The sequence below is a fragment of the Candidatus Aquicultor sp. genome (genome assembly GCA_036504445.1).
GTDB lineage: Bacteria > Actinomycetota > Aquicultoria > Aquicultorales > Aquicultoraceae > DASXVE01.
The window spans coordinates 14,975-41,861 of record DASXVE010000028.1; the positions used below are offsets into that span (position 1 = coordinate 14,975).

Annotated in this window: 27 protein-coding genes; 7 read left to right on the plus strand and 20 right to left on the minus strand. The window is 50.0% G+C overall.

Going from position 1 to position 26,887, the window contains the following annotated elements; translation table 11 throughout:
- Positions 1-23: 23 nt before the first annotated feature.
- Positions 24-1,856, plus strand: a complete 1,833-nt coding sequence (gene typA / locus VGK02_09630) for a translational GTPase TypA (GenBank protein ID HEY3375309.1) — start codon at positions 24-26, stop codon at positions 1,854-1,856.
- A 9-nt stretch (positions 1,857-1,865) separates the two neighbouring features.
- Here the strand turns inward: typA and VGK02_09635 are convergent, their stop codons facing one another.
- Together VGK02_09635 and VGK02_09640 are read right to left on the minus strand one after the other, a co-directional pair.
- Positions 1,866-2,729 (minus strand): hypothetical protein, encoded by an 864-nt coding sequence (locus tag VGK02_09635; GenBank protein HEY3375310.1) that lies wholly within the window; start codon positions 2,727-2,729, stop codon positions 1,866-1,868.
- Positions 2,730-2,788: 59 nt separating this feature from the next.
- The gene (locus VGK02_09640; GenBank protein HEY3375311.1) at positions 2,789-3,460 is read right to left on the minus strand and encodes a hypothetical protein; all 672 of its coding nucleotides are present in this window, start codon (positions 3,458-3,460) and stop codon (positions 2,789-2,791) included.
- Between the two features lie 731 nt (positions 3,461-4,191).
- On the opposite strand from VGK02_09640, the gene VGK02_09645 reads away from it, so the two are divergent.
- The 3 genes from VGK02_09645 (at position 4,192) to VGK02_09655 (ending at position 5,290) form a co-directional block, all read left to right on the plus strand.
- Positions 4,192-4,524, plus strand: coding sequence for a M23 family metallopeptidase (locus VGK02_09645; GenBank protein ID HEY3375312.1), 333 nt, complete (start codon positions 4,192-4,194; stop codon positions 4,522-4,524).
- A 63-nt stretch (positions 4,525-4,587) separates the two neighbouring features.
- Positions 4,588-5,019 (plus strand): amphi-Trp domain-containing protein, encoded by a 432-nt coding sequence (locus VGK02_09650; GenBank protein HEY3375313.1) that lies wholly within the window; start codon positions 4,588-4,590, stop codon positions 5,017-5,019.
- A 13-nt stretch (positions 5,020-5,032) separates the two neighbouring features.
- A complete protein-coding gene (locus VGK02_09655) occupies positions 5,033-5,290 on the plus strand; it encodes a hypothetical protein (GenBank protein ID HEY3375314.1) in 258 nt (85 codons plus the stop codon).
- On the opposite strand, the gene VGK02_09660 is transcribed toward VGK02_09655, so the two are convergent.
- Positions 5,287-6,492 (minus strand): D-alanyl-D-alanine carboxypeptidase family protein, encoded by a 1,206-nt coding sequence (locus VGK02_09660; GenBank protein ID HEY3375315.1) that lies wholly within the window; start codon positions 6,490-6,492, stop codon positions 5,287-5,289. The two genes, VGK02_09655 and VGK02_09660, sit on opposite strands and share 4 nt — an antisense overlap.
- 45 nt (positions 6,493-6,537) lie before the next feature.
- Entirely contained in the window at positions 6,538-7,713 is a 1,176-nt protein-coding gene (locus VGK02_09665; protein HEY3375316.1) for a nicotinate phosphoribosyltransferase, read from the minus strand.
- Between the two features lie 269 nt (positions 7,714-7,982).
- Here VGK02_09665 and VGK02_09670 point away from each other — a divergent pair, with 269 nt between their 5' ends.
- A complete protein-coding gene (locus tag VGK02_09670) occupies positions 7,983-8,294 on the plus strand; it encodes an STAS domain-containing protein (protein ID HEY3375317.1) in 312 nt (103 codons plus the stop codon).
- A gap of 8 nt (positions 8,295-8,302) precedes the next feature.
- Here the strand turns inward: VGK02_09670 and VGK02_09675 are convergent, their stop codons facing one another.
- From VGK02_09675 to VGK02_09735, 13 genes are all read right to left on the minus strand, one after another.
- Positions 8,303-8,734, minus strand: coding sequence for an ACT domain-containing protein (locus VGK02_09675; protein HEY3375318.1), 432 nt, complete (start codon positions 8,732-8,734; stop codon positions 8,303-8,305).
- 49 nt (positions 8,735-8,783) lie between these two features.
- The gene (locus VGK02_09680; protein ID HEY3375319.1) at positions 8,784-10,076 is read right to left on the minus strand and encodes a phenylacetate--CoA ligase; all 1,293 of its coding nucleotides are present in this window, start codon (positions 10,074-10,076) and stop codon (positions 8,784-8,786) included.
- Positions 10,077-10,335: 259 nt separating this feature from the next.
- Positions 10,336-12,207 (minus strand): VanW family protein, encoded by a 1,872-nt coding sequence (locus tag VGK02_09685; GenBank protein HEY3375320.1) that lies wholly within the window; start codon positions 12,205-12,207, stop codon positions 10,336-10,338.
- A 54-nt stretch (positions 12,208-12,261) separates the two neighbouring features.
- Positions 12,262-12,957, minus strand: coding sequence for a DUF881 domain-containing protein (locus VGK02_09690; GenBank protein HEY3375321.1), 696 nt, complete (start codon positions 12,955-12,957; stop codon positions 12,262-12,264).
- 3 nt (positions 12,958-12,960) lie between these two features.
- Positions 12,961-13,302 (minus strand): small basic family protein, encoded by a 342-nt coding sequence (locus VGK02_09695; protein ID HEY3375322.1) that lies wholly within the window; start codon positions 13,300-13,302, stop codon positions 12,961-12,963.
- Positions 13,303-14,031 carry a DUF881 domain-containing protein gene (locus tag VGK02_09700; GenBank protein ID HEY3375323.1) on the minus strand — a complete coding sequence of 243 codons (729 nt, stop codon included), beginning with the start codon at positions 14,029-14,031 and terminating at the stop codon, positions 13,303-13,305.
- A 312-nt stretch (positions 14,032-14,343) separates the two neighbouring features.
- On the minus strand, positions 14,344-15,759 hold the full coding sequence (locus VGK02_09705) for a phosphoglucomutase/phosphomannomutase family protein (GenBank protein HEY3375324.1): 1,416 nt from the start codon (positions 15,757-15,759) through the stop codon (positions 14,344-14,346).
- A gap of 99 nt (positions 15,760-15,858) precedes the next feature.
- Entirely contained in the window at positions 15,859-18,360 is a 2,502-nt protein-coding gene (locus VGK02_09710) for a mannose-1-phosphate guanyltransferase (protein ID HEY3375325.1), read from the minus strand.
- Between the two features lie 50 nt (positions 18,361-18,410).
- Complete coding sequence (locus VGK02_09715) at positions 18,411-19,070, minus strand: MBL fold metallo-hydrolase (protein HEY3375326.1); 660 nt, start codon at positions 19,068-19,070, stop codon at positions 18,411-18,413.
- A 92-nt stretch (positions 19,071-19,162) separates the two neighbouring features.
- The gene (gene pgsA, locus VGK02_09720; protein HEY3375327.1) at positions 19,163-19,723 is read right to left on the minus strand and encodes a CDP-diacylglycerol--glycerol-3-phosphate 3-phosphatidyltransferase; all 561 of its coding nucleotides are present in this window, start codon (positions 19,721-19,723) and stop codon (positions 19,163-19,165) included.
- 7 nt (positions 19,724-19,730) lie between these two features.
- Positions 19,731-20,165 (minus strand): SRPBCC family protein, encoded by a 435-nt coding sequence (locus tag VGK02_09725; GenBank protein HEY3375328.1) that lies wholly within the window; start codon positions 20,163-20,165, stop codon positions 19,731-19,733.
- Between the two features lie 43 nt (positions 20,166-20,208).
- Positions 20,209-21,501: an aminotransferase class III-fold pyridoxal phosphate-dependent enzyme gene (locus VGK02_09730; protein HEY3375329.1), complete on the minus strand. Its 1,293-nt coding sequence runs from the start codon at positions 21,499-21,501 to the stop codon at positions 20,209-20,211.
- A 69-nt stretch (positions 21,502-21,570) separates the two neighbouring features.
- Positions 21,571-21,903 carry a TusE/DsrC/DsvC family sulfur relay protein gene (locus VGK02_09735; protein HEY3375330.1) on the minus strand — a complete coding sequence of 111 codons (333 nt, stop codon included), beginning with the start codon at positions 21,901-21,903 and terminating at the stop codon, positions 21,571-21,573.
- Between the two features lie 392 nt (positions 21,904-22,295).
- Between VGK02_09735 and VGK02_09740 the strand changes: the two genes are divergently transcribed.
- On the plus strand, positions 22,296-23,297 hold the full coding sequence (locus VGK02_09740) for an FAD/NAD(P)-binding oxidoreductase (protein HEY3375331.1): 1,002 nt from the start codon (positions 22,296-22,298) through the stop codon (positions 23,295-23,297).
- 344 nt (positions 23,298-23,641) lie between these two features.
- Positions 23,642-24,454 (plus strand): PRC and DUF2382 domain-containing protein, encoded by an 813-nt coding sequence (locus VGK02_09745; GenBank protein HEY3375332.1) that lies wholly within the window; start codon positions 23,642-23,644, stop codon positions 24,452-24,454.
- 143 nt (positions 24,455-24,597) lie between these two features.
- Here VGK02_09745 and VGK02_09750 read toward each other — a convergent pair whose 3' ends face one another.
- Genes VGK02_09750 through VGK02_09760 form a run of 3 tightly spaced genes read right to left on the minus strand, consistent with a single transcriptional unit; the run spans position 24,598 to position 26,825 of the window.
- Complete coding sequence (locus VGK02_09750; GenBank protein HEY3375333.1) at positions 24,598-25,359, minus strand: tetratricopeptide repeat protein; 762 nt, start codon at positions 25,357-25,359, stop codon at positions 24,598-24,600.
- A gap of 19 nt (positions 25,360-25,378) precedes the next feature.
- A complete protein-coding gene (locus VGK02_09755) occupies positions 25,379-26,107 on the minus strand; it encodes an amino acid ABC transporter ATP-binding protein (protein ID HEY3375334.1) in 729 nt (242 codons plus the stop codon).
- Positions 26,100-26,825 (minus strand): amino acid ABC transporter permease, encoded by a 726-nt coding sequence (locus VGK02_09760; protein ID HEY3375335.1) that lies wholly within the window; start codon positions 26,823-26,825, stop codon positions 26,100-26,102. The genes VGK02_09755 and VGK02_09760 overlap by 8 nt, the downstream gene beginning before the upstream one ends.
- Positions 26,826-26,887 lie beyond the last annotated feature (62 nt).

The window sequence follows — 26,887 nt, forward strand, 5'->3', positions numbered from 1 at the left end:
TAGAATTTGAGGTTTAATAAAGTATGCCGCATCAAGTAAGAAGAAAAGACATAAGAAATATTGCGATTATCGCGCACGTCGACCACGGGAAAACCACCCTGGTAGACGCTATGCTCAAGCAAACCGGTGTGTTCCGGCAGAACGAAGAAGTCGCCGATCGCGTTATGGATTCGAACGATCTCGAGCGCGAGCGCGGGATAACGATATTTTCGAAGAACGCATCGATTGATTATAAAGGTATTAAGATCAATATCGTCGATACTCCAGGTCACAGCGATTTCGGCTCGGAAGTGGAGCGGATTCTGCAAATGGTGGACGGAGTGTTGCTGCTGGTCGATGCCTTTGAGGGACCGATGCCGCAGACAAAGTTCGTCCTTAGAAAAGCGCTTGATTTGCACCTAAAACCTATCCTGGTTATTAATAAAGTCGACCGGCCCGACGCCCGTGCGCATGAAGTTGTCAATGAGACATTTGATTTGTTTTGCGACCTTAACGCGACCGACGAGCAGCTCGATTTTGCGGTCGTGTATTGTTCCGCTAAAGACGGCGTCGCCTGGTATGAAGTCGACGAGCAGAGCGACGGTTTAAAACCGCTCTTAGAAACTATAATCCGCCGGGTTCTGCCGCCCGTTGCCAACCCGGATAAACCGCTTCAAATGCTTATTACCATGCTCGATTACGATAACTATATCGGGAGCCTTGGTTTGGGCCGGATAGTTCACGGCGAAATGGCGGTGGGCGATCAGATTTACCTGATGCGCCGTGACGGGACAAAACATGCCGGTAAGGTAAGCGGGCTTTTTACCTACAAGGGAATGAAGCGTTTGCCGGTACAGCACGCAAAGGCCGGCGATATTGTCTGTGTCGCGGGCATGGACGATTTTAACGTCGGCGAAACGATAGCGTCGTTTGAATCACCCGAGGCGCTACCCTTCGTGAATATCGATGAGCCGACGATTTCGGTCATGATCGGGCCTAACACCAGCCCGTTTGTTGGAAAAGACGGCGGTAAGTTTTTAACCAGCCGGCACATTCGCGAGCGGCTGGTCCGTGAAGCCAGGGTTAATGTCGGCCTTCGTGTCGAGGAGCCCGATACTGAGGATATGCTCAAGGTATCGGGGCGCGGCGAGCTGCACCTCTCTATCCTTATCGAAACCATGCGTCGTGAGGGATACGAGCTCGAGGTTTCAAAACCTAAGGTCATTTTTAAAGAGATCGACGGGAAACTTCTCGAGCCGCTCGAGTACCTGGTCATTGATGTCGATAGGGAATTCCACGGCTATGTTATCGAAGAGATGGGCAAGCGAAAAGCAGATATGAAGAATTTTGAGGAGACCGATTCCGGAAGCGTGCGTATGGAGTATATCATTCCTTCGCGGTCGCTTATCGGTTTCAGAAGCGACTTTTTAACAATGACGCGCGGCACCGGCACGCTTTATAGCAACTTTTTTGAATACGAGTACTTCAAGGGCGAAATACCGACTCGGGATCAAGGCGTATTGATTTGCCATGCGCCTGGCAAAGCCGTTAGATACGCACTGAACGGTCTTCAAGATCGTGGCCATCTCTTCATTCCCCCGAATACCGATGTCTATGAAGGTATGATTATTGGTGAAAACAATAAGGGGGTCGATCTTACGGTTAATGCGGTAAAGGAAAAGAAGCTTACCAACATGCGGTCTTCCGGCGCGGACGATGCGATCCGGTTGACGCCTCACAAAGAGTTAACGCTCGAGCAGGCGCTGGAGTTTATAGAAGATGACGAGCTTGTCGAGGTAACACCGAAAGCGGTGCGCATTCGTAAAAAGCTGTTAGACGATAACTCGCGTAAGAAAGCAAACAAGGCCGGTTCATAGTTTTTACTTTTAAGCTGCTCCTTGAGGCGGACCGCCTGGCTGCGCAGGTCCACCGGATTGGGGCGGCGGGCCACCTGCAGGCGCCTGGGGAGCTACCGGCGTGCCTCTAGCCCACGGCCGTCCGCTTCCGAATTTTGATATCAGGACTGCGCCAAGCCCAAATAGAGTAGCTATGAAGACAACCAGCCACCCAAAAAGCGGGATAAGCCCGATAAGCCCGAGAATGAGAATACCGGCTAAGACTTGGGCAACCGGAGACTCTTGCGCAATATGCGTAGCTCCGATAAAGCGTCGACCGACCCACCGGGCGGCGCCCACATAGCCATAGAAATAGATAAACGGCAGAGCGATCGCCACGATAGGTATCAGCGGTATTCCGATGATGCTTATTGCCAGCACCGCGAATATGAACGGGATAAGAATCGTAGCCAGGACCCCTAGTCCCAATGACTGCCAAGGTAACTGTTCAACCATGTTTGCCAGCACTTCGGTTGCTTTCGGCAGTGCGGCTACGACTAGTGCACCGAACGCAAGTGTGAGCAATAATCCAAGTATGCTGAATAACCCGTAGAATGGCACGACGGGACCAAAGCCGGGTCGTCCGCTTCGCGTACCGCCTTCAACAATCGCACCGTGTGCACGCTGGATGTCGCCGCCGTTAATATCCGTGTTGCCGCCGAACGAGATCACATTGCAGCGGATTGTCTCGTCCCTGCCGACTTCCGTACTCGTGCCGAATCGCACGAGATCCCCGGTGCCGATAGATACCGGAAATCCTTCCTGTGAATTCCCGGCCCATGCCGGAGACCATGTGGGCGCTGCAAGTGTAACTGCCGCAAGAATCATTATAAATAGCAGAAATAGGCGCTTCATATGCTTTCACTCCTTTACTCAACAAGTGTAAGCTATGCGATTAACCGACATGTGAGCATCTATACAAGATGCTCGGTAATCCACTCTCTAACGAGATGTTCGGCCTCTTGCGCGGACTCATCAAGGATATGTCCGTTACCTTCAAGAACCACCAGCTTTTTCGGCTCGTGCGCGAGTTCGTACGTCTCGCGGGAGCAATTATCGGGCAATACCGTGTCCTCGGTGCCGTGAATAAGCAACAGTGCGCAATTCGGGGGCAATTCATCGACAACATCGGCACCATGGCACTGTGTGGCCAGCGTCACCACGGCTTTTGTCTCCGGTGTTCGAACCGCCGCCTGGATTACAACCGCTCCACCAAAGGAATGTCCGGTAAGAGACAGCTTTGACCGGCCTTCTTTTATCATAAAAGATATTCCCGCAAGCACGTCGAATGTCGCTTCATCAAGAATGTGTGCGTAGCGATATCTGACCCTCAGCGATGAGATATTGCCTTGCAAAAATGCCTCACACAGATTAGGATACAGCCCGCGGGCGGGCGAATCCCAATCGCCCCCTACGCCGCCAACCCAGATCGCCCCGGCTCTCACCTCAGCGGCATTGTAATACCTGCATTCGATGTCACCGCGCACCGTGCTAAGTGTAATCGGTATATATAAGCCGTGCGGTTTACCCCGTTTTATGTTAATTAGATGAGGCTCTTGGGGCAGCGCTCCGCCCGGCATGTTCATAAACAGCACCTCGCGCGTAATATTTATTATTACGCTCGACTATACCCTGTTTCGTCTATCTCATATTGCGTAAAGCGTAGCAAGCATACGGTGCTAAGCAAGCGCTTTCCCCGCGGTAATTATATTGAAATAAGCATTCGTTATAGTGCTTGGCTGCGTTATTACAGTGGTAATATTCGCTTACTTATCCATTGACCTTTCCATTAATTACCGATATGTCTATATACAGCATGGTGGTCGAAAATGCATTCCGTTCCGTTACGGTTTTATACTCATCGCATGCTTACTTCTTACAATAATCCCGCTAGCGCTGGCGTCGCCGATAGACGCAAAACAACGGCAGCTACAGGAATTAAACCGGCAAATCGAAGCAAATAAAAGCCTACGGGCCGCTAACGAACAGCGGCAGGTAGCGCTACTCAAGATATCCAAAATAACGATCTCGCAATTACTCAGCTGCAAACGCAGCTCCAGACCGAGATCACTAAGCAGCAAGCGATTCTTACCCAAGCGCAGCAAGAAAAGATACAGCTCGCCAGCGCCGAGGATGTGCTCGCGGCACATCGCGCATGGTTACGAACGAGATCAAAACCCTCGATCAACAAGCGTAAACGGCGCAGAAGCCTGCGCCTGGCCGGACTTTAGCGCAAAAGCACGCCACAAGTTCGGATATCGCAAGCAACAGTCGCTTTGCTTGGCCGGTAAACGCGCCTGTTACAGCGGCTTTCGGTATGCGGTATCATCCGATCCTCAAGACGTTTAGGATGCATGCCGGGCTAGATCCAGGCGCGGTTTCGGGCACACGGGTTGTGGCTGCACAAAGCGGTACAATCGCCTTCTCGGGTTGGTTGGGCGGGTACGGCTACATGGTGATTATCAACCACGGTAACGGCATTACTTCTCTTTACGGACATAACTCAAGCCTCACTGTTCATGCGATCCAGTATGTTAATCAAGGTCAGGTCATATCCTATTCGGGTTCAACCGGGCTCGCCACCGGGCCGCACCTCCATTTCGAAATCAGGCAGGACGGCGACCCTGTAAACCCCTTAAACTGGCTCTAGTTCAGTTTGATAACGAGCTAGTCCGGGAACATTCAAAGAAATCCATACATTTGGGGTGATCGCGTGCACAAAGTTATCAAAACTCTAGGGCTACTGCTTGCAGCGGAAGGAGTTCTTTTCACGGTCTTCTCAAAAGACTATCTGAAGTTGTATCGCACCGATAAGCTGGGGCCTACCTTTGAAGATACAATCGATACCATACTAAAAGCACCGGACAAGACCTTTCGTTTAGCAGGCGTCGCTGAAATCCTTATCGGCGTGGGCGCTGTTATAGTTGCAGCCCGTATTAATACGGGCTCTGTAAAACATAATGAATCATCGAGGCGTTCTACCGCCCAATCGTTAAGAACAATTGCCGATTCTATTGAGCGGAGCGCGCAATTTGAGCTTATAATAGAAGGCAAACGAGTTGTGGTGCCGGCAGAAGCAAAGACGAAAATCGAGTTCGAAGCGAAAGACGGCGGAGGCAAACTCGAATTCGAAATAAAATGGTAGCGAGGCGATACGTGTGATTATTAGGTCAAAAGACAAAAAGACCTCCATCATCATCGGTGAGGTTGCGGGTTTTGAGGTAATGCGCGATAGAATATATCCGCCGGGGCAGGAAACACCTGTTGCCGGTTTTACGCTTGCGGCTGTTATGGCGCGTTACGATTCCCGGATACCCATGGGCGGTTATGAATCTGAGGACGAGGCGGTCGCTATGCTGCGGTCGATTGAAGCATGGATCGAACAAGGCGGTCGCGGAATTTTCGAAGTCGCTTAAAATATCGAGCTGACGACACGACTCCAATAGTAACCTAGGATTTGTGAAAACGTAGCATCTTTTACCTCGGCTTTTGCAACCAGGGCTGTATTTGCAAGAATACGCCCGTTTTGTGACACGACTATCGTGCCAAGGCGCGTTCCCTTCTTAACCGGCAGACTCGGGCTCGGTTGACTTAATACTTTGACCGAGATCGTTGAAGAGCGGCGTATCAGAACGTCTAGATCTGATGCCGGTACAAGAACGATTTTCTGCCCGTAATCGAGCCTAAAGACTTTATATACCTTCTTTTGCGATACGACGCGTTGCTTTTCATACAAACTGAATCCATAATCAAGCAGGCGTGCTGAATCGCAAAACTGAATGTCGGGCCCTTTTGCACCAAGGAGCACGCCGATTAATGATACATCGTCTCGCTGTGCGCCCGACACGAGGCAAAAACCGGCCTCGTTGGTATGCCCTGTTTTAACGCCGATCATCCCTGGATATTGCCAGAGCAGTTTGTTTGTATTCTCAACAGCATTCTCAACCTTTGGAATCGTCCTGCCTAGTTTCATGGTTTTTGTCATGACTATCTCTGCAAAGACCTTATTCTTGAGAGCATAGCGGGTGACAAGCGCTAAATCGCGTGCCGTTGAGTAAGGATGGCCCTCGCCGGGAAGCCCATGAGGATTTACATAGTATGTATTCTCGGCCCCGAGATTGATCGCTTTTACGTTCATCATTTTTACAAAGTTATCTACGGAGCCGCCTATCTTATCCGCTATGGCGATGGCTGAGTCGTTCGCCGAGGGCAACATGAGCGCATAGAGCAGGGTTCTTAGTTTTATCTCTTCACTGGGTACGAGTTTAATACCCCACCTGGTCGCGGGAATAACATCGCTATTTACCGTAACCGTATCTTCAAGGCGGTCGCTTTCGATCGCGAGTATTGCGGTCATAATCTTCGTTGTGCTTGCGATGGCACGGTGTTGGTCGGCGTTCTTTTCCCACAAGACCTCGCCGGTCGAGGCATCGATAAGAATCCCCGACGGTTCATCGAGTTGAGGAGGCACCGGGGTTTCGGATGTTTCAGCCCCGGCTACGTCAGTTTTAGCCGATTGCACCGTTTGCGCGTATGCCGGTAGAGTCGGCAGCAAGCATAAGGCAATTACTATGAAGATAGATATTGTTTGCTTCTTAACAAAACTATAATAAGCCATATCTTCTAGCATATTACGATTAATCAAGTGAAAAGAAAAGATAATCTACAAGGCGTTTTGCAGTTTCTCTAGTTGCGATAATACAAATGAGCGTATCTGGTGGGGGCTTGGCATATCGCGTACAATCTCGCCGTTTCTTATAAGGGGTTTCAGCAGCGGTACCCAGTCGCCCCCGCACGCACACGGGTTTTGCGGTTTCTTGTCTCTTGGCGTGAGCCGCGAGGCAAAGCATGCCGCACATCTCCACACTTGCTTGGCGCCCGACATCTTGCCGCGCTTGGCGAGCGGTTTGCCTGCTATTTCTACCAGGTCGTATGAGAGGTCGACCACCGGGGCTGAGCTGATATAGGTGCCCACGCCGTAAGCGTCGGCATACTCATTGAGCTCCAGAATCTTCTGCTCGTCGAGCCCGCCCGTGCAAAAAAGCTTTACGTGGTTAAAACCGCGTAGATCGAGTTCCCACCGGACCTCCCGCAGAATCTTAACGAAATTGCCTCTGCGGGAAGCAGGTGTATCAAGCCGGACGGCGTAGAGCCTATCGCCTAATGTGTACGCGGCTGTTAGCGCGCCGAATTTCTCATCTTCGAATGTATCGATTAACGCCACTCTGCGCACCGAAGGATCGATTACTTCATCGAACGCACGAAATGCTGTCGCGGCGTCTTCAAATACCAGGATTAAGGCGTGCGGCATTGTACCGACGGCTTGTTCGCCGATTAACTCCGCGCTCTTGGCAACAGCAACTCCGTCACAGCCGCCGATAAAAGCATTACGTTCGATCATCGGGCTGATTGCCGGGTGCATACGCCGGGCCCCGAAACTCACCAGCTGTCGCTCTCCCGCAGCAAGTTTGCACTTGGCAGAACGCGTGGCGATTCCGGACGCCTGGCAGACGAGACCGAGCATCGACGTCTCATAAATGGCGAAATCCGTATAAATGCCGCCGACAATAAGAACGATATCTTCAGGTTTGAATAGCATCCCTTCATCTAGCGCATCAACATCGATCGGTATCCCTTCAAACAACCGCGCTATCTCTTCTATGCCGGCGCAGACGGCCCACGACCATCCATCGGGAAAAACCGCAGCCCGCATTTCACCCAAAACGTGCTTGCAAACACCCTTTGCTTCGAGCACTTCTATATCCCGTAGAAAGTATATATCGGTAATTTGGCCCGCTTTTATCTCATCGCCGTCGGCGATCTGAAACCGTTTATCCATTAAAACCAACCCTGCCGCATTTCTCCTGTCTGCAAAAGGATTCTTATCCAAAATAAGCGGACATTATGCACTAGATCGCGGTGTGAGTTGCGCTAGCTATTATACTATGACCCATAGCCATCCGGAGAGGTTGTGCGCCCGTATCACAGATAAACATCTTTCTTGAGGAAATGTTTACTAACCGCATTATTGGATATAAAAATACTGCATCCACAATCAACGCTCAAAATGTTCTGCACCCTTTTTATTCCAATAATTCGGAGATAGTAATGAAAACGTATGAAGATTTTAGCTGCCAAGTGATACGGCTCGGCGCGGAGCTGCTTGTAAGCATCCAGGGTGATTTAGACGCATACACGGTGCCTTTACTGCAAGACAATCTCTGGAAACACATGACACCGCAAGTTGAGATTCTCACCATAGACTGCGCCTGGGTACAATATGTCGACAGTGCATTTCTGCAGTTCCTTACCAGGATGTCGACGCAAGTAAAGAGCATCCATATAATCAACGCAAGCCGGACAATCAGGAAAATATTCTTGATCACCGGCTTGGATGATATGTTTATATACGATGCGTAATCGCTCGATTACATGTTGCTTAATTCGGCTGAGCTGAGAAGCTTTATTCCTTCCCTCTGCAGGACCTCTACCGCGCGCTCAATATCGTCAAAGCGCATGATATCGATCGCCGCCCTCAAATCTTTATCGACGAAGCAGTAGAGATATTCGATATTGAGATCGTTTGCGTCCAGCGTATGCAGCACTTTTGATAAACCGCCCGGTTCGTCCGGAACTTTGACCGCGACAACCTCATTTTTGCTTACCGTAAACTCGTTATTCTTGAGAATATCGTAGGCTTCGCCCGGCCTGTCGACGATGATACGCAGAATGCCGAAATCCGACGTATCGGCTATAAATAGAGCCCTTATATTTACGTCGTTATCCCCAAGAACCTTGGTAACTTCAGCGAGACGGCCCTTTTTGTTTTCAAGAAATATCGAGAGTTGGATCACTTTCATCGTGTATACCTCCATATCGGACACTATTCAACGGTTTTTCACCTACGATTTACAACTTCCTGTTATCGATAACTCGTTTTGCTTTACCTTCACTTCTCTGAATTGTTTTCGGCTCGACCAGCTTAACATCGACCGAGATATTCAGAATGCTCTCGATCTCACGCTTTACCTTGCGCCCGAAGGCTTCGAGACCTTTAACCTCATCCGAGAAGAACCGCTCGTTAACCTCTACCTGGATCTGCATGGTATCCATAGTGCCGACTCTATCGACAATAATCATGTAATGCGGTTCGGTACCCTCAATCTCCATGAGTACGCTCTCAATTTGCGACGGGAATACGTTAACGCCTCGGATGATGATCATGTCATCCGTACGCCCGGTCACTCTATCCATACGCGCAAGCGTTCTGCCGCACGAGCACGGTTCAAACGTAACTGATGAGATATCTCGCGTTCTATAGCGGATGACCGGAAATGCCTCTTTGGTAACCGCTGTAAATACGAGTTCGCCTTTTTCACCGGGCGGCAGCTGTTTGCCGGTGTCCGGGTCGATAGTCTCGACGATGAAGTGATCTTCGTTCACGTGCAAGCCACCTTTTTCCGGGCACTCGAAGGCAACGCCGGGGCCGATGATTTCGCTTAAGCCGTAAATATCAATGGCAAGAATATTGAACTTTTTCTCGATGTCTTTGCGCATATTATCCGACCAGGGTTCCGCTCCGAAGACGCCCGCTTTAAGCTTGAGACGATCCTTAACACCCATCTCCTCTGCAGCTTCGGCTAAATAGAGTGCGTATGACGGCGTGCATGCGAGCACGGTAGTCCCGAAGTCCTCCATAATAGTGATCTGCCGTTTCGTATTACCTCCCGAAATCGGCACGACGGCGGCGCCGAGCCGCTCAGCACCGTAGTGCGCGCCAAGACCGCCGGTAAATAAACCGTATCCATAACCGACCTGAACTACATCGTCGGCAGTTGCACCTGCCGATGCGAGCGTGCGCGCCATAAGTTCCGCCCAGGTCTCAATGTCTTTGGCCGTATAGCCAACAACGATTGATTTCCCGGTCGTGCCCGATGATGCATGCAGGCGGACAATGTCTTTCATGGGCGTTGCGAACAAACCAAACGGGTAGTTGTCCCGTAAGTCCGTCTTAACCGTAAACGGCAGTTTCTCGAGATCATCGAGCGATTTTATTGAATCCGGGCCAACGCCGGCTTCATCAAAGCGCTTCTTGTACATCGGTACGTTGTTGTACACACGCCGTACAGTATCGCGAAGGCGTTCAAGCTGTAGCTCACGCAACTGTTCGCGCGGCATTGCCTCACATGCTTTATTCCACATTGCTTCTGCTCCTCACTCGACTATATACATGGTTAGCCCTGGCTATATGATTTACGGCCAAAGGCTGAAACCTTTTCTTTATAATAGCCAAAACAGAACTAACAGGCTAGTTTTATTGTGAATTTGCTATTGGGAATGGAAGTTCTACTGTTGAGTGTCATGGTTGACGCTAACCGTGATGGTATAAAATGGTTTTTAGAACGAGCTGCTCTTACCATAGTTGCGATATAAGATGCGACCGATGCGCATACGAAAATTCTTATTGCGGAGTACTCCCTGGAGCAGCCGGTGGAATTACCGGCGTTGGATTTGTAGTCGGTGGAGTTGCCGGTGGTGTAACAGGCGCAGCAACGACCTCCGTGCCCACTTTAACAACTGTAGGCTTTGGATCGTACCTGCTAAAGAACTTATCCTTTAAGAATTCAGCGCCGTCTTTGGTAACGGTTCTGTTGACGGTCACGTCTCGCCCGCTTATGCCTTTATCGAATACTTTCCGGGTGCCCTTAGCCAAGCTTGGATCGTCCTGGCGTTTTTCCGGCGCCGGTTTAAAATTGCTCGGGCCGGACGTAGTGTAATCAACCTTTATGTTTTGATTCGTGCTGTAGAAACTTATAGTTATTGAGCCCGTCGTGGTTGAAGTCTTAATAAGGGTATATTGCTCAAAATTGTTCTTAAATTTAAGATCAGGGCCGCCAAACGACACGGTCGCATCGCGACCTGTGGGATAGTGGCTAATAAAGAAACTATGGTTATGGCGCTCGACTACTTCGTAGCCGCCGAAGAAGATCGTATTGAACAAGGTTGTAGCAACCTGGCACACGCCACCGCCAAGAGTTGGCACAAGCTCGCCGTTTACGATTGCGGGCGCTTCCTGGTAGCCTTTTTCCGCCGTACGGGGCCCTATCTTTCCGTTAAAGGAGAACGTCTCGCCCGGTGCCAAAATCGTGCCGTCAAGCGCACGCCCAAGAGTTTGAATATTGTGCACACGAGAAGCTTGCCCTGCGTTAAAGAACGTTGTGAAGCTCGACACCTGCTCCTTTATGCCCATGTTCTGCGCGTCTTGCGTGGTTAACTTCGGCTCGGCGGTTTGCGTCGACAGCATTACTTCTTTTGGGTCATCGGTTGTTTTACTTATTTCAGTAATAGCATCGAAGGCTTTATCGACATCGATTTGCGTGCCCTGACTGCTTGGGGCTATGACCACGGTTTTCCCCGCTATATTAAACATGGCATCCTTGGGCTCGGTCGTAAGCCCTTCCGTAAGCTCTTTAATATAACTAACGACATCATCCTTATTGAGACTGACATCAACAGTCCAGTGATCTCCCTGGCGTACTTTGTCGAATGCAATCCAGTTAGTAATCATATCCGTTGGTATCTGCCACTGCTTATCCTGGTACTTTAAGCTTAGCGGCACTTTAATCATCTGATCGACGATCTTTTTTGCCTCGGACAAATCGTTCCCTGCGATATCCGGCTTGGTTGTTTTTACCGGCACTTCTATGGAATTCTTTTGATTGGTTGAAAACGCATGCAGGAGTTCTGCAGTCAGCACAGGCTTGTTAACATGCTTGCCATCTTTGCTGCCGGTAACAACGGCACCGTTTTCAGAAATCTTAATTGCCGCGTCTTGCGCCGCTACATCCACCGATTTTGCTATGATATCTTCGAAACGATCGAATTGCTCTTTATTGTACGCATAGATAGGTTCGATATTCGTAGGGGTAAACCAGAGGGTTGCGCGCTTCTGCGCGTTTTTGGTTAATGTCCTGTTTCGTCCTACGCTAAACGCTTTATCGACGGTTTTGTCGATATCGATTCGCACATCGAGGTCTTTTGCGTTAGCGGTCCACGTTTTGCCGCCGTAGCGTATCGTAGCTTTTTGGTTCGCGATTTTTAAGTTCAGCACATCTAGGTCGTGACGCAGCGTCGCTTCATCCTTGCCACCCGCTGCCATACCGCCTACCGTAACACCCGCATGGACCTTGTTCGCGTATAGTATAGTATCGATAATCGCAAACCCGGCTACGGCAATTACTATTACACCTATAATTATTGCGATGCTTTTGATTACGGTGTTATGAAAAATTCCTTTTTTATCTTTCTTAGCTGCTACTGCGTACTCTGCCATGTCGCCCTACCTGTGTTAAACGATTACTGCTACTGTTTTCACGATACCACACAATTAAATGCTCTTACCTCTTGCTGCGTTAATTCTAATACTATTTTCTTTATGAATAAAAAAGGATACGCCTGATAGAGATGACAATTTATCGCGGATGCCACCGGCTATGGTCAACGCTTCGGTTAACACCTCGGATTCTCCTATAGCAAGCACTTCATATGGCGGGGTAATCATTGTTCCATCAATAAAGATACCATGATTGTTTTGCTTGATGCCAGTGCTACCGATGATTCGTACCCCGTTAATTGAAATTGCTTCCGCTCCTCCGCTTCTCAGCTCGGTGATGATGTCAACGATATCGGTTGATGTCAGGGCGTTCTCGTCATCCGAAATCTGCGCCCGGATACCGCTGCCCCTTACCTGGGTCAGGCCCGCGATCACCTTGAGGTTGTTCAGGTTCTTTATGGACTCCTCCATGACCGCCTTGCTATCGTGGTTAATCCTCTCTATTTTATAGAGTTGCAGCTTTAAGCCCGCTGTTTCCGCGCGCAACGTGTTGATTTCGTTGTTTAAGCTGCTGACCAGTTGGCCTAGGTCGGCCTCGGTTGCGGATTGAAGCACCTGCCCGGCCGATTGTTGCGCCCTGAGCTGAGTCACGATGAGTAGGCCGATGACCACGCATACCAACGCGATTGCTATTTGGGTGCGCCTTGTTTGACTATTAAGTGATATGAAAAGTTCTACGACTCGCTTCAACGCTTACTCCCAATGCCGTTTCTGGAAATAGTGACGGCGCACCAGCGCGAGGTTTTGGAACAACCGGACTCCAAAAGCGACGACCGCTGCTAGATACAAAAGATCGATGCCCAGCCTGTCGCCCATAAAGACGATAAATACAGCCATTAATGTATTGCTGAAAAAGCCGGTAAAAAAGAGCTTTTCATTGAACTTCATCTCCAGGCTCGCTCGCAGGCCGCCGATGGCGGTGTCAAGCGCAGCCAAGACCGCTATGCCGAGATATTTCGACCACGCAGCCGGAATGGGAATATTAAACACTAAGCCGGCTATAATACCGACGGCAAGACCAACCAAGGGCAGCAATTAGTTTCCTCCTTCGATAACCTTTGCACGCTCTATAAGCAAACCACCGCTATAACCGGGGATCGAGATATCGTTTGTTTGAACGACATCCGCTTGTAGACCGTAAAAAGTCTTTACTTCGTTTAGTAATCGTTTAGTGGTATCATCCTGGTCGAGCGCCTGTCTAAGTTTTCCTGGATCGCCGACCGCTTTTATAGTATACGGTGTTACTTCCCTGGTCGAGTTAATCAGGATAGTTCCGCCGGCACAGCGAACGGATGACGTCGATATCAACCGCTGCCCGTTTACCGAAACCGCTTTAGCCCCGCCCGCAAAGAGGCTGTTTACAACAAGACGAATATCGTAATCGTGAATGACATAATTATTCGGATCATCTTCCTTGGGATAATTCTGGTTATCCCCGAGCGTCACAACAAGCCCGTTTCCCTTGACCTGCAACAAACCTGCGGCACTGCGAACGTTTTCCAGTGCTCGTGTATAGTCGGAAAGACTGCCCTCGTTCTCGGCAGCCGTCTTTTCATAGATTGCGATCTGGCCTCGTTCTTCCTCGATTTGAAATTTCAGCTTATCCCGTTCTTTTTCCAACTTATGCACCGTGTTGATAAGGTCGGTTTTTCGAGGCGTTGCAAGTGCTGCCTGGTTTCGCTGTTGGGTCTGATACGACGTAGCCAACAAAAAGCCAAGCACAAAACATACAAGCACAAGAGAAAGATGCCAATTCCGCTTCACGTAACTCCCCCAAAGGAAGGATTTCCAGAATCTCAGTATATACGATAGTAACGACAGTTAGAATATGCTGTAACCTGCTGGGATTATTACACAAGCGGTGTAAAATTGAAGAGGCCAAAAGGCCTCTTCAATAGTTTCCGGCTGCGAAATACAGCTTAAAGTTTTACCTTAAACTTGATAGCTTCGCATTCGGTTTGTACTATCCCACAAGCGCTTATCAATGCTTTATGCCTACGCGTGCTGCTAACGGTTAACGCTGTTTTTTATAACTTGAAAACATTTTGCAGCTTCCTTGAGTTCGCCCTAACCAGCTTAGGAAAGAAGCTGGGTCGCATACTCTTCGAGTGCTTTAAATCGTCCTTTATCCCGCGATTCAATGTAGACCCGGATAAGCGGTTCGGTACCGGACGGGCGGCACAGCATCCAATCCCCGCTCGCTAATATGAACTTTATACCGTCTACCGTCCGGGTTTCGATAACAGCCTCACCTGCGATAGCTTGCGGCGGATCGTTCTTAAGCCCGTTGAGCAGCTCATCTTTTCTTGCTTGCGTTAAATGTATATCGAGGCGTTTCGTATAGAAATCGCCGTATGCCGCATAAATATCGCCGAGTATTTCGGTGAGCGGCTTCTTCTCATACGCGACCATCTCCGCAAGGAGCAGGTCGGCAAGCAGGCCGTCTTTCTCGGGGATATGACCCTGGATGCTCAAACCGCCGCTCTCTTCACCGCCAACGACAACCGGGCGCTCCATCATAACCTGAGCGATGTATTTAAAGCCGACAGGTACTTCGACGGCCTCCGTATTGTAAGCTTTTGCGATTTCATCGAGGAGGTGCGTCGTCGCTACCGTGCGAACTAAGACACCTTTATACTCTCTGTTTTTCAGCAGATGCACCGCCACAAGGCTTAATACCTGGTTGGCCTTGATATACGTGCCGTCATAATCGACCGCGCCGAACCTGTCGGCATCCCCATCGAGCGCGAGGCCGATATCGGCTTTGTCTCTAATGACGATATCCTTTAGTTCGGACAGATGCGCCTCGCTAGGATCGGGATACGAGCCGCCAAAGAGGACGTCCCGGTAGTTATGGATGGTTGCGACGGCACAGCCCGCTTCCGCCAAGAGCGTGTCCATCAAGCCCTGTGCGGCGCCGTACATCGGATCGAGCGCAACGTTCAGCTTTGTGTTGCGAAGCGTTTCAAAATCGATCAGCCGCTCGATCTGCTTGGTATATTCCGGGAACGGCTCAATTTCACGAATAAGCTCGTTTCCCTCGACCGGCGAGGTCATAAGGCGGTTAGCCTGCTGGTTCTCCACGATATGCCGCTCGATCTTTCCCGTGATTTCCGGGCTTGCCGGGCCCGCGTATTCGGGAATGAATTTTATCCCGTTGTATTCCGGCGGGTTATGACTCGCGGTCAGCATAATAGCGCCGGCCGCGTCATAAATCTTTATCGCGTAAGCAGTGACCGGTGTCGGCATTGACCTGCGAGGCATATATACCGGTATGCCGTTGCCTGCCAGCACGGATGCGCACTCGTTTGCAAAACGCTCCGCAAAAAACCGCATATCGTAACCAATAACAACACCCTTATCTGCCAGGCCTTCACCCTTTACATAATCGGCGATTGCCTGTGCAACCACTTGAACATTCGAGATTATAAACGTATCGTTCATAACCGCACGCCAACCATCCGTTCCAAACTTAATAACCGATTCCGCCATGTTCACCTCTTATTCTTTGTTCAGGGCACGAACAGAGGCTAAAGCTGATAGACATCTTGCCAAAGCCTCTAATCAGTATCACCGTTTTATGTTGGTCTACTACTCTTCAGTTTCAACTACTTGCTTAACGAAATCGACAAACCGGTCGACCTCATATTCAGCTTCTTTCTCAGAACTGCCTTCGGCGTATATGCGAACAACCGGTTCGTCCGGGTCCGGCAATACAAGCGCCCAGCTGCTGGTATTCTTGATCTTTACGCCGTCGATAAGCTCGATATCATTATCTTTTGATTCTTCCATAACACGTCGCATAACCAGACCCTTTTTATCCCACGGACAGAACGTGTTCTTATGCGACAGGAAATACGCCGGCAGGCTGGCCACGTGCTCCGATAGCGGCCTGCTCGACATTGCCAGATACTCCATAAGCTTAAACAGCGTCATGACGCCGTCATATGCCGGTATGAATTTCGGGAAAATATAACCCCCGCCTTGAGCGCCGACGAAGACCGTACCACCTTCGAGCGCGGCCTCCATGAGCGATCTTGTGCTGACTTTCGTGCGTATGACATCGCGGTTAAACATGCCGGCCATTTGTTCGACAACCGATGATACGGTAAGCGGCACGGCAATTTTTCCGATACCCTCGTATTGTGCGGCGAACGCTGTGAATAAGTGTAATGCCTCATCCGGCGTCAGCAACTTGCCACGATCATCAACGATCGTAACTTTCTCGCCGCCGCTGTCGATCATGACGCCAAAATCGGCCTTAAACGTCTCGACGACTTTTGAAAGCTGCTGCACTGCGGCGCCTACCTGCTCGGGCGATATCGTCGTCCTGCTCTCGTTGGTGTATGCGTTAAGCCCGATAACATCACAATTAAGCTTTTCCAGAAGATGCGGCATGATCAGAGCCGTGCTGCCGAACGCATAGTCGACAACGACCTTAAACCTGCGCTCCTGGATCTTTCCAAGATCGACCGCGTTCAAAAGCGCGTCCCGGTACGCTTCAATCGAGCGCTGCGGGAATTCGGTCTCGCCGATATCGTTATAGAACACGCGTCTGAAATCCTGGCGGAAATAGTTCTTCTCGATATCGCGCTGGACGCCTTCTTTAATATTGATACCGTTTGAATCGTAGAAATGTATCTCCATCGATTGCTGATCGAACGGGGATGTGCGGATATGTACGCCGCCCATCTCCTGGCCGATCTGAATCAGGAACCTGTTCATCGAGGACGAGGCAATTCGAAGGTCATTACAGTCTACGCCGGTGGAGTTTAAACCGGCGACCATCGCTCGTTTTATCATGCGCGCCGGCCGGCTCGCATCCTGGCTTACGACAACGCGAGCGCCTTTCTTAAGGGTCGTGCCGTATGCCATCGCAAGTTTCATCGCAAGATCGACGGTGATGTCGATATTTATGAGACCACTGACGCCTTTCGCGCCAAAGAGGCTTCGCATGCCTCGCGATTCCCAAATCAGATTGGAATTGATAACGGCCGCTTCATCAACGCGTTTGAACGGGTAAATCTTAACGTCATGGTTGATAACCGCGCCGTCGCCGATAACGGAATCATCGCCGATGACAACGTTCTCTTCAATGCGAACGCCGTTCTTGATATCGCAGTTTTTGCCGATAAGCGCCCCGTGGATGTGGGTTTGCGGCCCGATAAAAGCGTTGTCCCAAATAACGCTGCGGTGTACGTGCGCGCTTGATTTCATAACGACGTTATTGCCGATAACCGAGTATTCCTCAATTTCGGCACCCGGCTCAATCTTGGCGTTTTGACCGATAACGACCGGCCCCGAAATATCGACCGAGAGGTCGACATCGGCTCCGTCGCCGATCCATACGTTGTCGCGCATGCGGATACCCGGCGGTTGAATCTTCGATTTTAAATCCATGATATCGCGATGCGCCTGCATATATTGCTCAAAATTGCCGATATCGCACCAGTAGCCGTCGAGGATGCACCCGTACATCGGCGCGCCGTTGGCAAGCAATATCGGAAAGAGATCTTTGCTGAAATCGAACTTCTCGCCTTTAGGAATATATTTGAATATCTCCGGTTCGAGCACGTAAATGCCCGTGTTTACGGTGTCGCTGAACACCTGGCCCCAGGATGGCTTCTCAAGAAAACGCTCGATTTGGCCCGATTCTTCGGTGATGACAACGCCAAATTCAAGCGGGTTTTCAACCCGCTTGAGCGCGATTGTGACCAGCGCGCCTTTTCGCCTGTGATATTCTACCAGGCTGGTCAGGTCGAAATCGGTCATAGCGTCACCGCTGATTACGATGAACGTCTCGTCCAGAAAATCTTCGGCCTCTTTAACGCTCCCCGCCGTGCCGAGCGGCTGGTCCTCGATAGAGTAGTGCATGTTAACGCCGTAGTCGTCACCCATGCCGAAATAGTTCTTGATGATCTGTGGGAGAAACTGCAAGGTGGCCACTATATCCACTATCTCGTGTTCCCTGAGAAGATCAAGGATATAGCCCATGCACGGCTTGTTCAGAATCGGCACCATTGGCTTCGGCTGATTACTTGTTAAGGGACGCAGCCTTGTTCCTTCGCCGCCCGCCATTACTACTGCCTTCATACATACCTCCTGGTTAAAAATAAGCCTGATTGAAAGAGGAACGAAGAAATTTACTGTATATATTCCATAAGCCAAACTTCTGTGCGCTTGGGTAGAGTCGAAGCGGTTATCTCAACGCTGCTGCCCTTTTTTGCTACATCGCTCATGTTTGCTAGAAACGCTTCAGGGCCGACAATCTGCAAAGTGCTGTTACGAGTTTTGTAATGCATTGGGATAACAACTTTTGGCTTAACTTGCTGTGCTATTTCGGCCGCCTGCGTGCCATCGATCGTGTAATTGCCGCCAACCGGAATCATGAGAACATCGACGCCGTTCAGGGCATCGAACTGCTCTTTAGTCAACGACTCCTCGCCGAAGTCACCCATGTGGGCGATTCTTCGACCGTCGATGCTAAAGATGAACATTATATTTGCGCCGCGCTTTGAACCGAGCGCTTCATCGTGATATGAAGGAATGCCGTCGAAGGTTATATCTTCGATAGTCACTACTATCGGAGTCTCGATAATGCGGGGTGTCCCTTTGACCGCCCCTACTTCATCGTGGTCCGTGTGATGGTGGCTGATGGTAACGATATCTGCTGTGACGTCGGGAAAAGTGTATCCGGTTTTCGGGTTGTATGGATCGGTTAAGATTCTAAGCCCCGCACTGCTTTGTATAATAAAGCATGCATGCCCTAACCACGTTATGGCCGTGCCAATTCTCATAGCCATTAGCTTGTTCCCCTCTGAACGGTTCGCTAATCTCATATTCACAAAGTAACTATAATAAGTGAGTACCCGCCTGTTACGAACGAACTGCTAAGCTACCCCTTATCCGACAACAGCGATAGGCTCTTGCGTACGTATATTAATCCCGATATCAATGACAGCAGGACGCCCGAATAAAATAGTACTATACCCATCGGCTCTATCGCTTTGAACGCACCGCCTGCATCGAATAACAGCAGGAATGCTGAGATCATTAAAACAGCGGTCGCAGTCTTTCCCACCATTATAACTTCGCCTTGTTTTCCGGAACCATACATGAAAAGCCATCCGATAACCATGAGCGCGTCTCTGCCAAGCACAAGCGCAATCGCCCATAACGGAACAAGCGCGCTTATCTTTACATAAAGCACGATCAGCGCGGCCGCAATCAGAATGCGATCGACGACCGGATCGGCGACTTTCCCGAACTCCGTAACCTGCCCCAAACGGCGCGCGGCATAACCGTCGAGCCAATCGGTAGCGGCTGCGACACCGAAAGCAAGCGCTGCTACTATGCTATATGTCGCACTCCCCGATAATGCTGCAACAACAAACACCGGCACGAGCAGCAGCCTGAACAAGGTTAAAAGATTCGGTACATTGAGGGCTATCTCCATGCGCCACCTATGCTTCTGCGCGTTTCTTCAAATCCGCAAGCATGTCTCTCATGTTGACGCGAAGTTTTTTCGCCAGTAACGGGTGAAGAAGCGCTGCCAGCATCGGTATCCCGAACTCAAACTCAATGTTGAACGTGACGTTTGTATTCACGCCGTTCTCATCAAGCTTCCAAAACCCGTCGAACATTTTCAGATCGCCCTCGACCAGCTTAAAATCGATCCGGTTTTCCTCCGGTATATAGGTGTCTCTTTCAACCCACCTGATAACGCGCTTATCGACTTCGCTTATCCACTCGGAGACCGTGTACCCATCCCCTCGCTCAAGCACGGTAACCTTCTTTACGCCTTCCATGATCTCCGGATAGCTCTCGAAATCTGAAATAATCGGATATAGTTGATCCGCGCTCATTTTTATATCAATCGATTCTTCTACTAAAGGCATGCCAACTCCTTCCGGTCGGTTAATGTTTACATTGTTTTATCGTTTAAGATGATGCTAACGTTTTATGCTTCTCGATAGCCCGGCGCAGGGCGCCGAGCATGAAATCAATTTGCTCGTAGGTGATAATCAACGGTGGTTCAAGCCTGATAACCTGCGGATTGTTGAGCATATAGAGGACGAGGATGCCCTCTTCTTCAAATTCGAAGATCGTGCTGCCGACGAGTCCTTCATCGATAAACTCAACACCAACCAGCAAGCCTTTGCCGCGGACATCGGTAATAACGCCGGGATACTCGGCTTTTATCTCTTGAAGCTTTGATAATAGATACGCGCCCTTCTCGGCTGCTTGTTTCGGCAAGTCTTCCTCGATTATTGCATCGATCGCCGCATTTGCGGCCGCGCATGCAAGCGGGTTGCCCCCAAACGTCGATGTATGCAATAACGGATACTCTTCGAACGGGGCGAATGCTTTCGGTGAAGCGATGAACGCGCCGATCGGCATAACACCGCCGCCAAGCGCCTTTGCCAGTGTCATAATATCGGGGGCGATACCTTCGTGTTCGCATGCAAACATAGTACCGGTTCTACCAAAAGCGGTCTGAACCTCATCGAGGATTAAGAGAACGCCATTGTCGTCGCAGAGTTTGCGGACCTGCTTTAAGTAACCATCCGGAGGGCAAATAACGCCGCCTTCGCCTTGCACAGGCTCCATAATCACAGCGGCTGTGTCGGTATCAATCGTCGCTCTGAGCGCATCGATATCGCCAAACGCTACGTGGATGATATCGGGTATAAGCGGCGTAAACTGTTCTTTGTACGCACGTCTGCCGGTCGCGCTTAAGCTGCCCATCGATTTGCCGTGAAATGAATTGTCTGTGGCGATAATTCGAGACTTTCCGGTTGCGATGCGGGCTAGTTTTAGCGCGCCTTCAACCGCTTCGGTACCGCTGTTGCAAATGAAGGAATACCTGAGATCACCGGGTGTGATCTTTGCAAGGCGCTCGCATAAATCAGCCATCGGCTTATTCAGCATCGTCCGTGCGCTCGTTTGTGGAATGAGCTTAAGCTGTTCTTCAACGGCCTTGACAACTTTCGGGTGGGAAAATCCTAGGCTATAGACGCCATGGCCGCTCAGGAAATCGAGGAACTTCTTCCCGTAGACGTCATACATGTACGCACCTTCGGTTTTAACCTCAACCGTCGTCCCCAAAAAGCGCATCATGCGCGCAAAACCCGGGTTGACGTACTTCTCGTATTTATCGATGGTCTCCGCAACCAACGCATCTGCTTCGAATTTCGAAAGTTCGCTGCTACTGGTGACTAATTCCTGGTCCACTTCTACCTCCATGTAATCCGTTGCATATACGAATACCGTAATAAAGCTAAATCACGTATACACTGTTGTTTAAATGCAGCCGGTCGGCTTTGGTAGACCTGCAATTTTGCACGTCTGGATGGCCGGCCCGCCGGGAAATAACCTGTATATGTATATATTATTGCCTTTGTCTTCACCCAATCGCTTAGCAACTTGCTTTACGAGAACTTTTATCATGGGCGGTACTTGAAACTCTTCAAAATACGACCGGGCGACACCGATTATTTCCCAATGCGCCTCGCTCATCTCTATGCCTTCTCGCCGTGCAATAAACTCTGCGACCTCACGGTTCCAATCTTCCCGGTGAACGAGAAAGCCGTCGTCATCGGTTTCGTAGTGTTTGCCGTTAAATTCGAAACCCATCTATCATGCCTCCCGCGAACGTATATATGGCTGCACATTACCATTACATCTTATATGACAGCCCTAATTAATCCACTATTAACACCATATTACACTATTTTATACTATTCTTACGAACGCCCGCCCGTTATAGTGTAGGCAACAAGCAGCGGCGCTAAATATTGTATGAAATTAATAATATTTTGCGAAAACAGCATTTGTTATATTCAGTTTTGCTTATAATTAATGATGCTAAAGCCTTTACTCAGCTATCGCTTTTTATATTTGTTTTACTTGCGCGCGGTAGAGGCTGCGTCAAACCAATGATGCCGATATACTGTTTTAACAATGCTAATTTTAATCGCGAATAATACCGATATCATATAGATACACCACTGCGCGGAGGATTATTTATGGCAAAGAACATTCTTATACTGGGCGGCGGTAACGGCGGCACTATGATCGCCAATAAACTAAGGAAACACCTTGCCCGTGATGTGTGGAATATCACGGTTATCGACAAGGATAACCGTCACATCTACCAGCCGGGGCTTTTGCTTGTGCCGTTCGGCCTCGAGAACCCCCATAAAATCGTCAAGCAGCGAAGTAAATACATTGCACCGGGCATTACCTTCGTGCTGGATATTGTTACTCGCATAGACCTGGAGAAACGTCTGGTCAAAACCGTCGGTATGCGCGAATTCTCATACGATTTCCTGGTGATAAGCACCGGTTGTATGCCGGACGCAAGCGAAGACGCCGGCCTATCCGATGCGCTCGGAAGAAACGCCTTCACGTTTTACGATTATGACGGGTCGTTAGCCCTGCAAACAGCGCTTAAGCAGTTTAACGGCGGCAAACTCGTAGTCGCTATAGCTTCACTTCCGATAAAGTGCCCGGTCGCGCCATTGGAATTTGCGCTTCTTGCAGATTGGTACTTCACAAAACGAGGGATTCGCAATAAAGTCGATATCCGGTTTGTAACGCCCGCTATGGGAGCTTTTACCAAAGCAAGAACATCAGCGGTCCTAGGGGAGATCACAGCCGAGAAAAACATCGCTATCACGGCGAATTGGAACCTGGGTACAGTGAACGCCGGCGAGCGGCGGATCGAAAATATGCCGGGTACCGAACGTATCGACTACGATCTGCTCGTCGCGATACCAACTAATGTCGGTGCCAAAGTAGCGACGGATTCCGATATAGATGATGGAATGGGCTATGTCCCCACCGATCCGCACACCCTACAGGTAAAAGGTTATAGTCAAGTGTATACGCTCGGTGACGCATCGAATACCCCGGCTTCAAAGGCCGGTTCAAGCGTCCACTATCAAACCGATACCGTTCTTCATAATATATTATGTGAGATTCACGGCCGCTCTCCCGAGCCACTCTATGACGGACATGCCACCTGATTTATAGTTACCGGCGCCGGGCGCGCCGTCCTCATAGACTACAGCTACGAGGTCGAACCGCAATTCGGCTCGTATCCCTTCTCGTGGGGCCCGCTCTCTCTCCTCGAAGATACACGGCTGAATTGGCATGCCAAGAAATCGTTCGGTAGGGTATACTGGCGCATGCTTCTCCCCGGTAAGAATCTGGGCGCTGCGGCCTATTCTTCCAAAGGAAAGAAAGAACAATAACATGTTCACGGACGCCTCTTTTCCGCTTTTCGCTGCTCAAATACACCGTTATATATCGTAATAAACGGGTACATCAATGATTGTATCAGTTACTTTAACGATAAGGAGGGTGTGTGATGGCATTCAAATTATTTAACGATATGCAAAACCAGTTCGAAGTCGAGCCGCAGTCGAAAGATGTTCGCGGTTTTGATGTCTTCGATAAAGACGGTAACCATATCGGCAACGTAAAAGACCTGCTCGTTGATCCTGATAACGATAATGCCATCAACTATGCGCTTGTAAGCGGCGAGCCGATTAACTCCACGCTCGGCGAGGATTTGATTGTGCCGCTGCGTAAGATGGACATCGATGACGCTGATAGATCCGTGCACCTTGATAAGTCGCTCGACGAACTCAAGGGCTTCCCAAAATATAGTTCAATCGACGATCCTGATCTCAGGCAAAAAGTTGATGGCTTCTTCGGCCCTGAAATGTATCAGCGACCGATTGAGGGCAGGGAGCGTTTAGGCAGACCGATGACGATACCGGTTATCGAAGAACATGTGGAAGTAATGAAGCAGGTTGAGAACACCGGTGAAATAGCGGTTACGATGGAAGAGGAAATGGAGCGGCGACCGATTACCGAAGAGGTACACGGCAACCGCATCGAAATCGAGCGCCATAAAATCGATAATCAGCCGCTGGCTGATTACGAGAAAGCACATGATGTGCGCGAGCTTAAGCCTGGTGAAACCATTTCTATGCCGGCAACCGAGGAGCGCATCAGAGTCACTAAAAAGCCGGTCGTTGTCGAAGAAATCGTCGTGCGACATATTCCGACGACACGTCAGGTCGCGGTCGATGTCGAGCTTGAGAAAGAGCATGTACGCGTGGAAGAGCACAAGGCCGGTGAGCCGGCGCCACAGGAAAAAAAGCCTGCGGCTTAGTGTAGCTTAAGGCTTGAGTTAGCACGTGCGGATTCCATAAAAAAGAGCGTCCGGCAAGGGCGCCCTTTTTTATTGTGCGTATAGCAACCGTGATCGGGTTGCAATTATGTTGGTGCGAGACCTGCGCCACCCGGCTTACCCTTTTAATTGGCGCTCTCGGTGCTGGTCTTGCCTATTGTCGTTTTAAGCTCGATTGCCGTCCTGTAATTTTGCTGCGCGAGCGTCTTGTTCCCCTTTTTGTCATAGGCGGCGCCGAGGCCGTTGAACGCATCCGCGCATTTAGGATCGAGACTTACCGCAGTTGCAAATGCTTGTATTGCATTATCATAGTCCGCCGTATCAAGGTGTACATAGCCGATTTCAACATATGCATCGACGTTGTTTTTTTGAATCGCGAGAGCGCTATTGAAATCGGAAAGCGCCATGCCAGGTTGCTTGCTTTTCCGCTGCATTAAGCCCCGATAGTAATATGCTTCCTTCAACCACGTATCCTTTGAAGCCGTTGCCTTACTCTTATTCTCACCGATTGCTTGATTCAGGTAACGCATGGCCGTATCGGTATCGTTTTTATTGACGGCAGTGACTCCTGCGTATACCAGAGTGCTCTCATCGTGGGGGTTAATGGCAAGCGCTTGCTCAAACTCGTGTATTGCCTCGTCATATCGGTATACGAGCGAATGCCAAAGACCTAACTGGATATGCCTATTAAAGCTGCTGTTATCTTTCTGGGTAGCGGATATCGCCACCGGTACGGGTTTATCCGCACGTTCTTTTGCCGCTTGAGGCTTGAGATAGTAATATGCTACAGCGGTGATAACCAGAATAACGGCTATTAAAACTATCCCGATTGTAGAACTCGTAGACAAACGTTTCTTGTTCTTGTGCTGTAAGCGGTGAGAGGGCATATGTTCTTCCCCTTTCCCCCTAGTGCGACAATACCTTCCCGAGGAATGCTTGGGTGCGTTTATGCTGTGGGTTGCCAAAGAGTTCGGCCGGTGAATTTTCTTCTACGATCACGCCGCCGTCCATAAAGATAACCCGCGTTCCCACTTCGCGAGCAAACCCCATCTCGTGCGTCACACACACCATGGTCATGCCGCCGACCGCAAGGTCTTTCATAACATCGAGTACTTCTTTAACAAGTTCAGGGTCAAGTGCGCTGGTAACCTCGTCAAAAAGCATAACTTCCGGTTCCATTGCCAGCGCCCGTGCGATTGCCACACGTTGCTGTTGACCGCCGGATAGCTTTGACGGGAAATGATCGGCCTTTTCTGCAAGGCCGACGCGATCCAGCAGCTCGCGCCCTTTCTCCTCGCAAGCCTTCTTCCCCTTATTCTGAACCTGGATCGGAGCTATCGTTATGTTCTCAAGCGCCGTAAGGTGTGGGAAGAGGTTGAACGATTGAAACACCATGCCCACTTTCTGGCGCAGCTTGTTGATATCGTTCTTAGGATCCGTAATATCATCACCGTCGATATAAATATGGCCGCTCGTGACCTCTTCGAGTTTGTTGATGCAGCGAAGCATTGTCGATTTCCCCGACCCGGACGGCCCGAGAACGACGATGACCTCCCCCGGCTCGACCTTCAGGTCGATTCCTTTGAGCACTTCGTTATGTCCGAAATATTTGTGTACGCTAACAAGCTCAATCACTGACCGCGAGCCTCCTCTCCATGTATGCGACAAGACGCGTTAGCGGCAGTGTCATCGCGAGGTATATCAAAGCCGCACCGAAGAACGGTGACTGGTTAGCCTTCCACGCACTCACGTTTCGTGCCTGCTGTGCCAGCTCGGGCAGCGCAACGACCGATAACAGTGAAGAATCTTTGAGCAGCGCGATAAACTCGTTTGTGAGCGGCGGCAGAACTCTTCTGAATGTCTGCGGCAGGATAATGTAGCGCATCGCGCCGAGATACGAGAAACCGAGCGAGCGCGCCGCTTCCATTTGCCCCTTATGAATCGATTCGATGCCCGCGCGGAAGATCTCCGCTACATACGCACCGCTGTTTACACCAAGGACTGCGACTCCGCCGACCATGTCGTAATTCGGAATCATCAATCTAAGATTAGGAATCGCGATCGGCAACGCGTACATTGCGATAAGTATCTGTACCAGGAGCGGTGTGCCGCGAAAGAAGTCAGTGTACACCGTTGATAACGCCCGCAATGTTCTAAAACGGGAGATTTTCATAACAGCCGCAACTATTCCGAGGGGAATCCCGAAAAGCTGGCCAAGCAATGAATACGATATGGTGAGCCAGGCTCCCTTTAATAGGATTGGCAATACGTCACCGATAATCGTTGGCGATGCGAATAAGTGGATTATCCTGATACTATCGAGCCATTGTGCGGTGTCGTGTAGGAATGACAAGCGTTTGTACTCCTTTTCATACTAAGGGGCCCACACTTTAGACGTGTGGGCCCCCGTTTTCT

What these genes read in the sequence shown, in the direction of transcription:
- VGK02_09750 (HEY3375333.1), bottom strand. Translation starts at nt 25,359, where the DNA reads ATGCCCTCTCACCGCTTACAGCACAAGAACAAGAAACGTTTGTCTACG.
- VGK02_09710 (HEY3375325.1), bottom strand. Translation starts at nt 18,360, where the DNA reads ATGAAGGCAGTAGTAATGGCGGGCGGCGAAGGAACAAGGCTGCGTCCC.
- VGK02_09705 (HEY3375324.1), bottom strand. Translation starts at nt 15,759, where the DNA reads ATGGCGGAATCGGTTATTAAGTTTGGAACGGATGGTTGGCGTGCGGTT.
- VGK02_09635 (HEY3375310.1), bottom strand. Translation starts at nt 2,729, where the DNA reads ATGAAGCGCCTATTTCTGCTATTTATAATGATTCTTGCGGCAGTTACA.
- typA (HEY3375309.1), top strand. Translation starts at nt 24, where the DNA reads ATGCCGCATCAAGTAAGAAGAAAAGACATAAGAAATATTGCGATTATC.
- VGK02_09680 (HEY3375319.1), bottom strand. Translation starts at nt 10,076, where the DNA reads ATGTGGAATAAAGCATGTGAGGCAATGCCGCGCGAACAGTTGCGTGAG.
- VGK02_09660 (HEY3375315.1), bottom strand. Translation starts at nt 6,492, where the DNA reads ATGGCTTATTATAGTTTTGTTAAGAAGCAAACAATATCTATCTTCATA.
- VGK02_09740 (HEY3375331.1), top strand. Translation starts at nt 22,296, where the DNA reads ATGGCAAAGAACATTCTTATACTGGGCGGCGGTAACGGCGGCACTATG.
- VGK02_09725 (HEY3375328.1), bottom strand. Translation starts at nt 20,165, where the DNA reads ATGCCTTTAGTAGAAGAATCGATTGATATAAAAATGAGCGCGGATCAA.
- VGK02_09715 (HEY3375326.1), bottom strand. Translation starts at nt 19,070, where the DNA reads ATGGCTATGAGAATTGGCACGGCCATAACGTGGTTAGGGCATGCATGC.
- VGK02_09675 (HEY3375318.1), bottom strand. Translation starts at nt 8,734, where the DNA reads ATGAAAGTGATCCAACTCTCGATATTTCTTGAAAACAAAAAGGGCCGT.
- VGK02_09685 (HEY3375320.1), bottom strand. Translation starts at nt 12,207, where the DNA reads ATGGCAGAGTACGCAGTAGCAGCTAAGAAAGATAAAAAAGGAATTTTT.
- VGK02_09640 (HEY3375311.1), bottom strand. Translation starts at nt 3,460, where the DNA reads ATGAACATGCCGGGCGGAGCGCTGCCCCAAGAGCCTCATCTAATTAAC.
- pgsA (HEY3375327.1), bottom strand. Translation starts at nt 19,723, where the DNA reads ATGGAGATAGCCCTCAATGTACCGAATCTTTTAACCTTGTTCAGGCTG.
- VGK02_09645 (HEY3375312.1), top strand. Translation starts at nt 4,192, where the DNA reads ATGCGGTATCATCCGATCCTCAAGACGTTTAGGATGCATGCCGGGCTA.
- VGK02_09735 (HEY3375330.1), bottom strand. Translation starts at nt 21,903, where the DNA reads ATGGGTTTCGAATTTAACGGCAAACACTACGAAACCGATGACGACGGC.
- VGK02_09745 (HEY3375332.1), top strand. Translation starts at nt 23,642, where the DNA reads ATGGCATTCAAATTATTTAACGATATGCAAAACCAGTTCGAAGTCGAG.
- VGK02_09665 (HEY3375316.1), bottom strand. Translation starts at nt 7,713, where the DNA reads ATGGATAAACGGTTTCAGATCGCCGACGGCGATGAGATAAAAGCGGGC.
- VGK02_09670 (HEY3375317.1), top strand. Translation starts at nt 7,983, where the DNA reads ATGAAAACGTATGAAGATTTTAGCTGCCAAGTGATACGGCTCGGCGCG.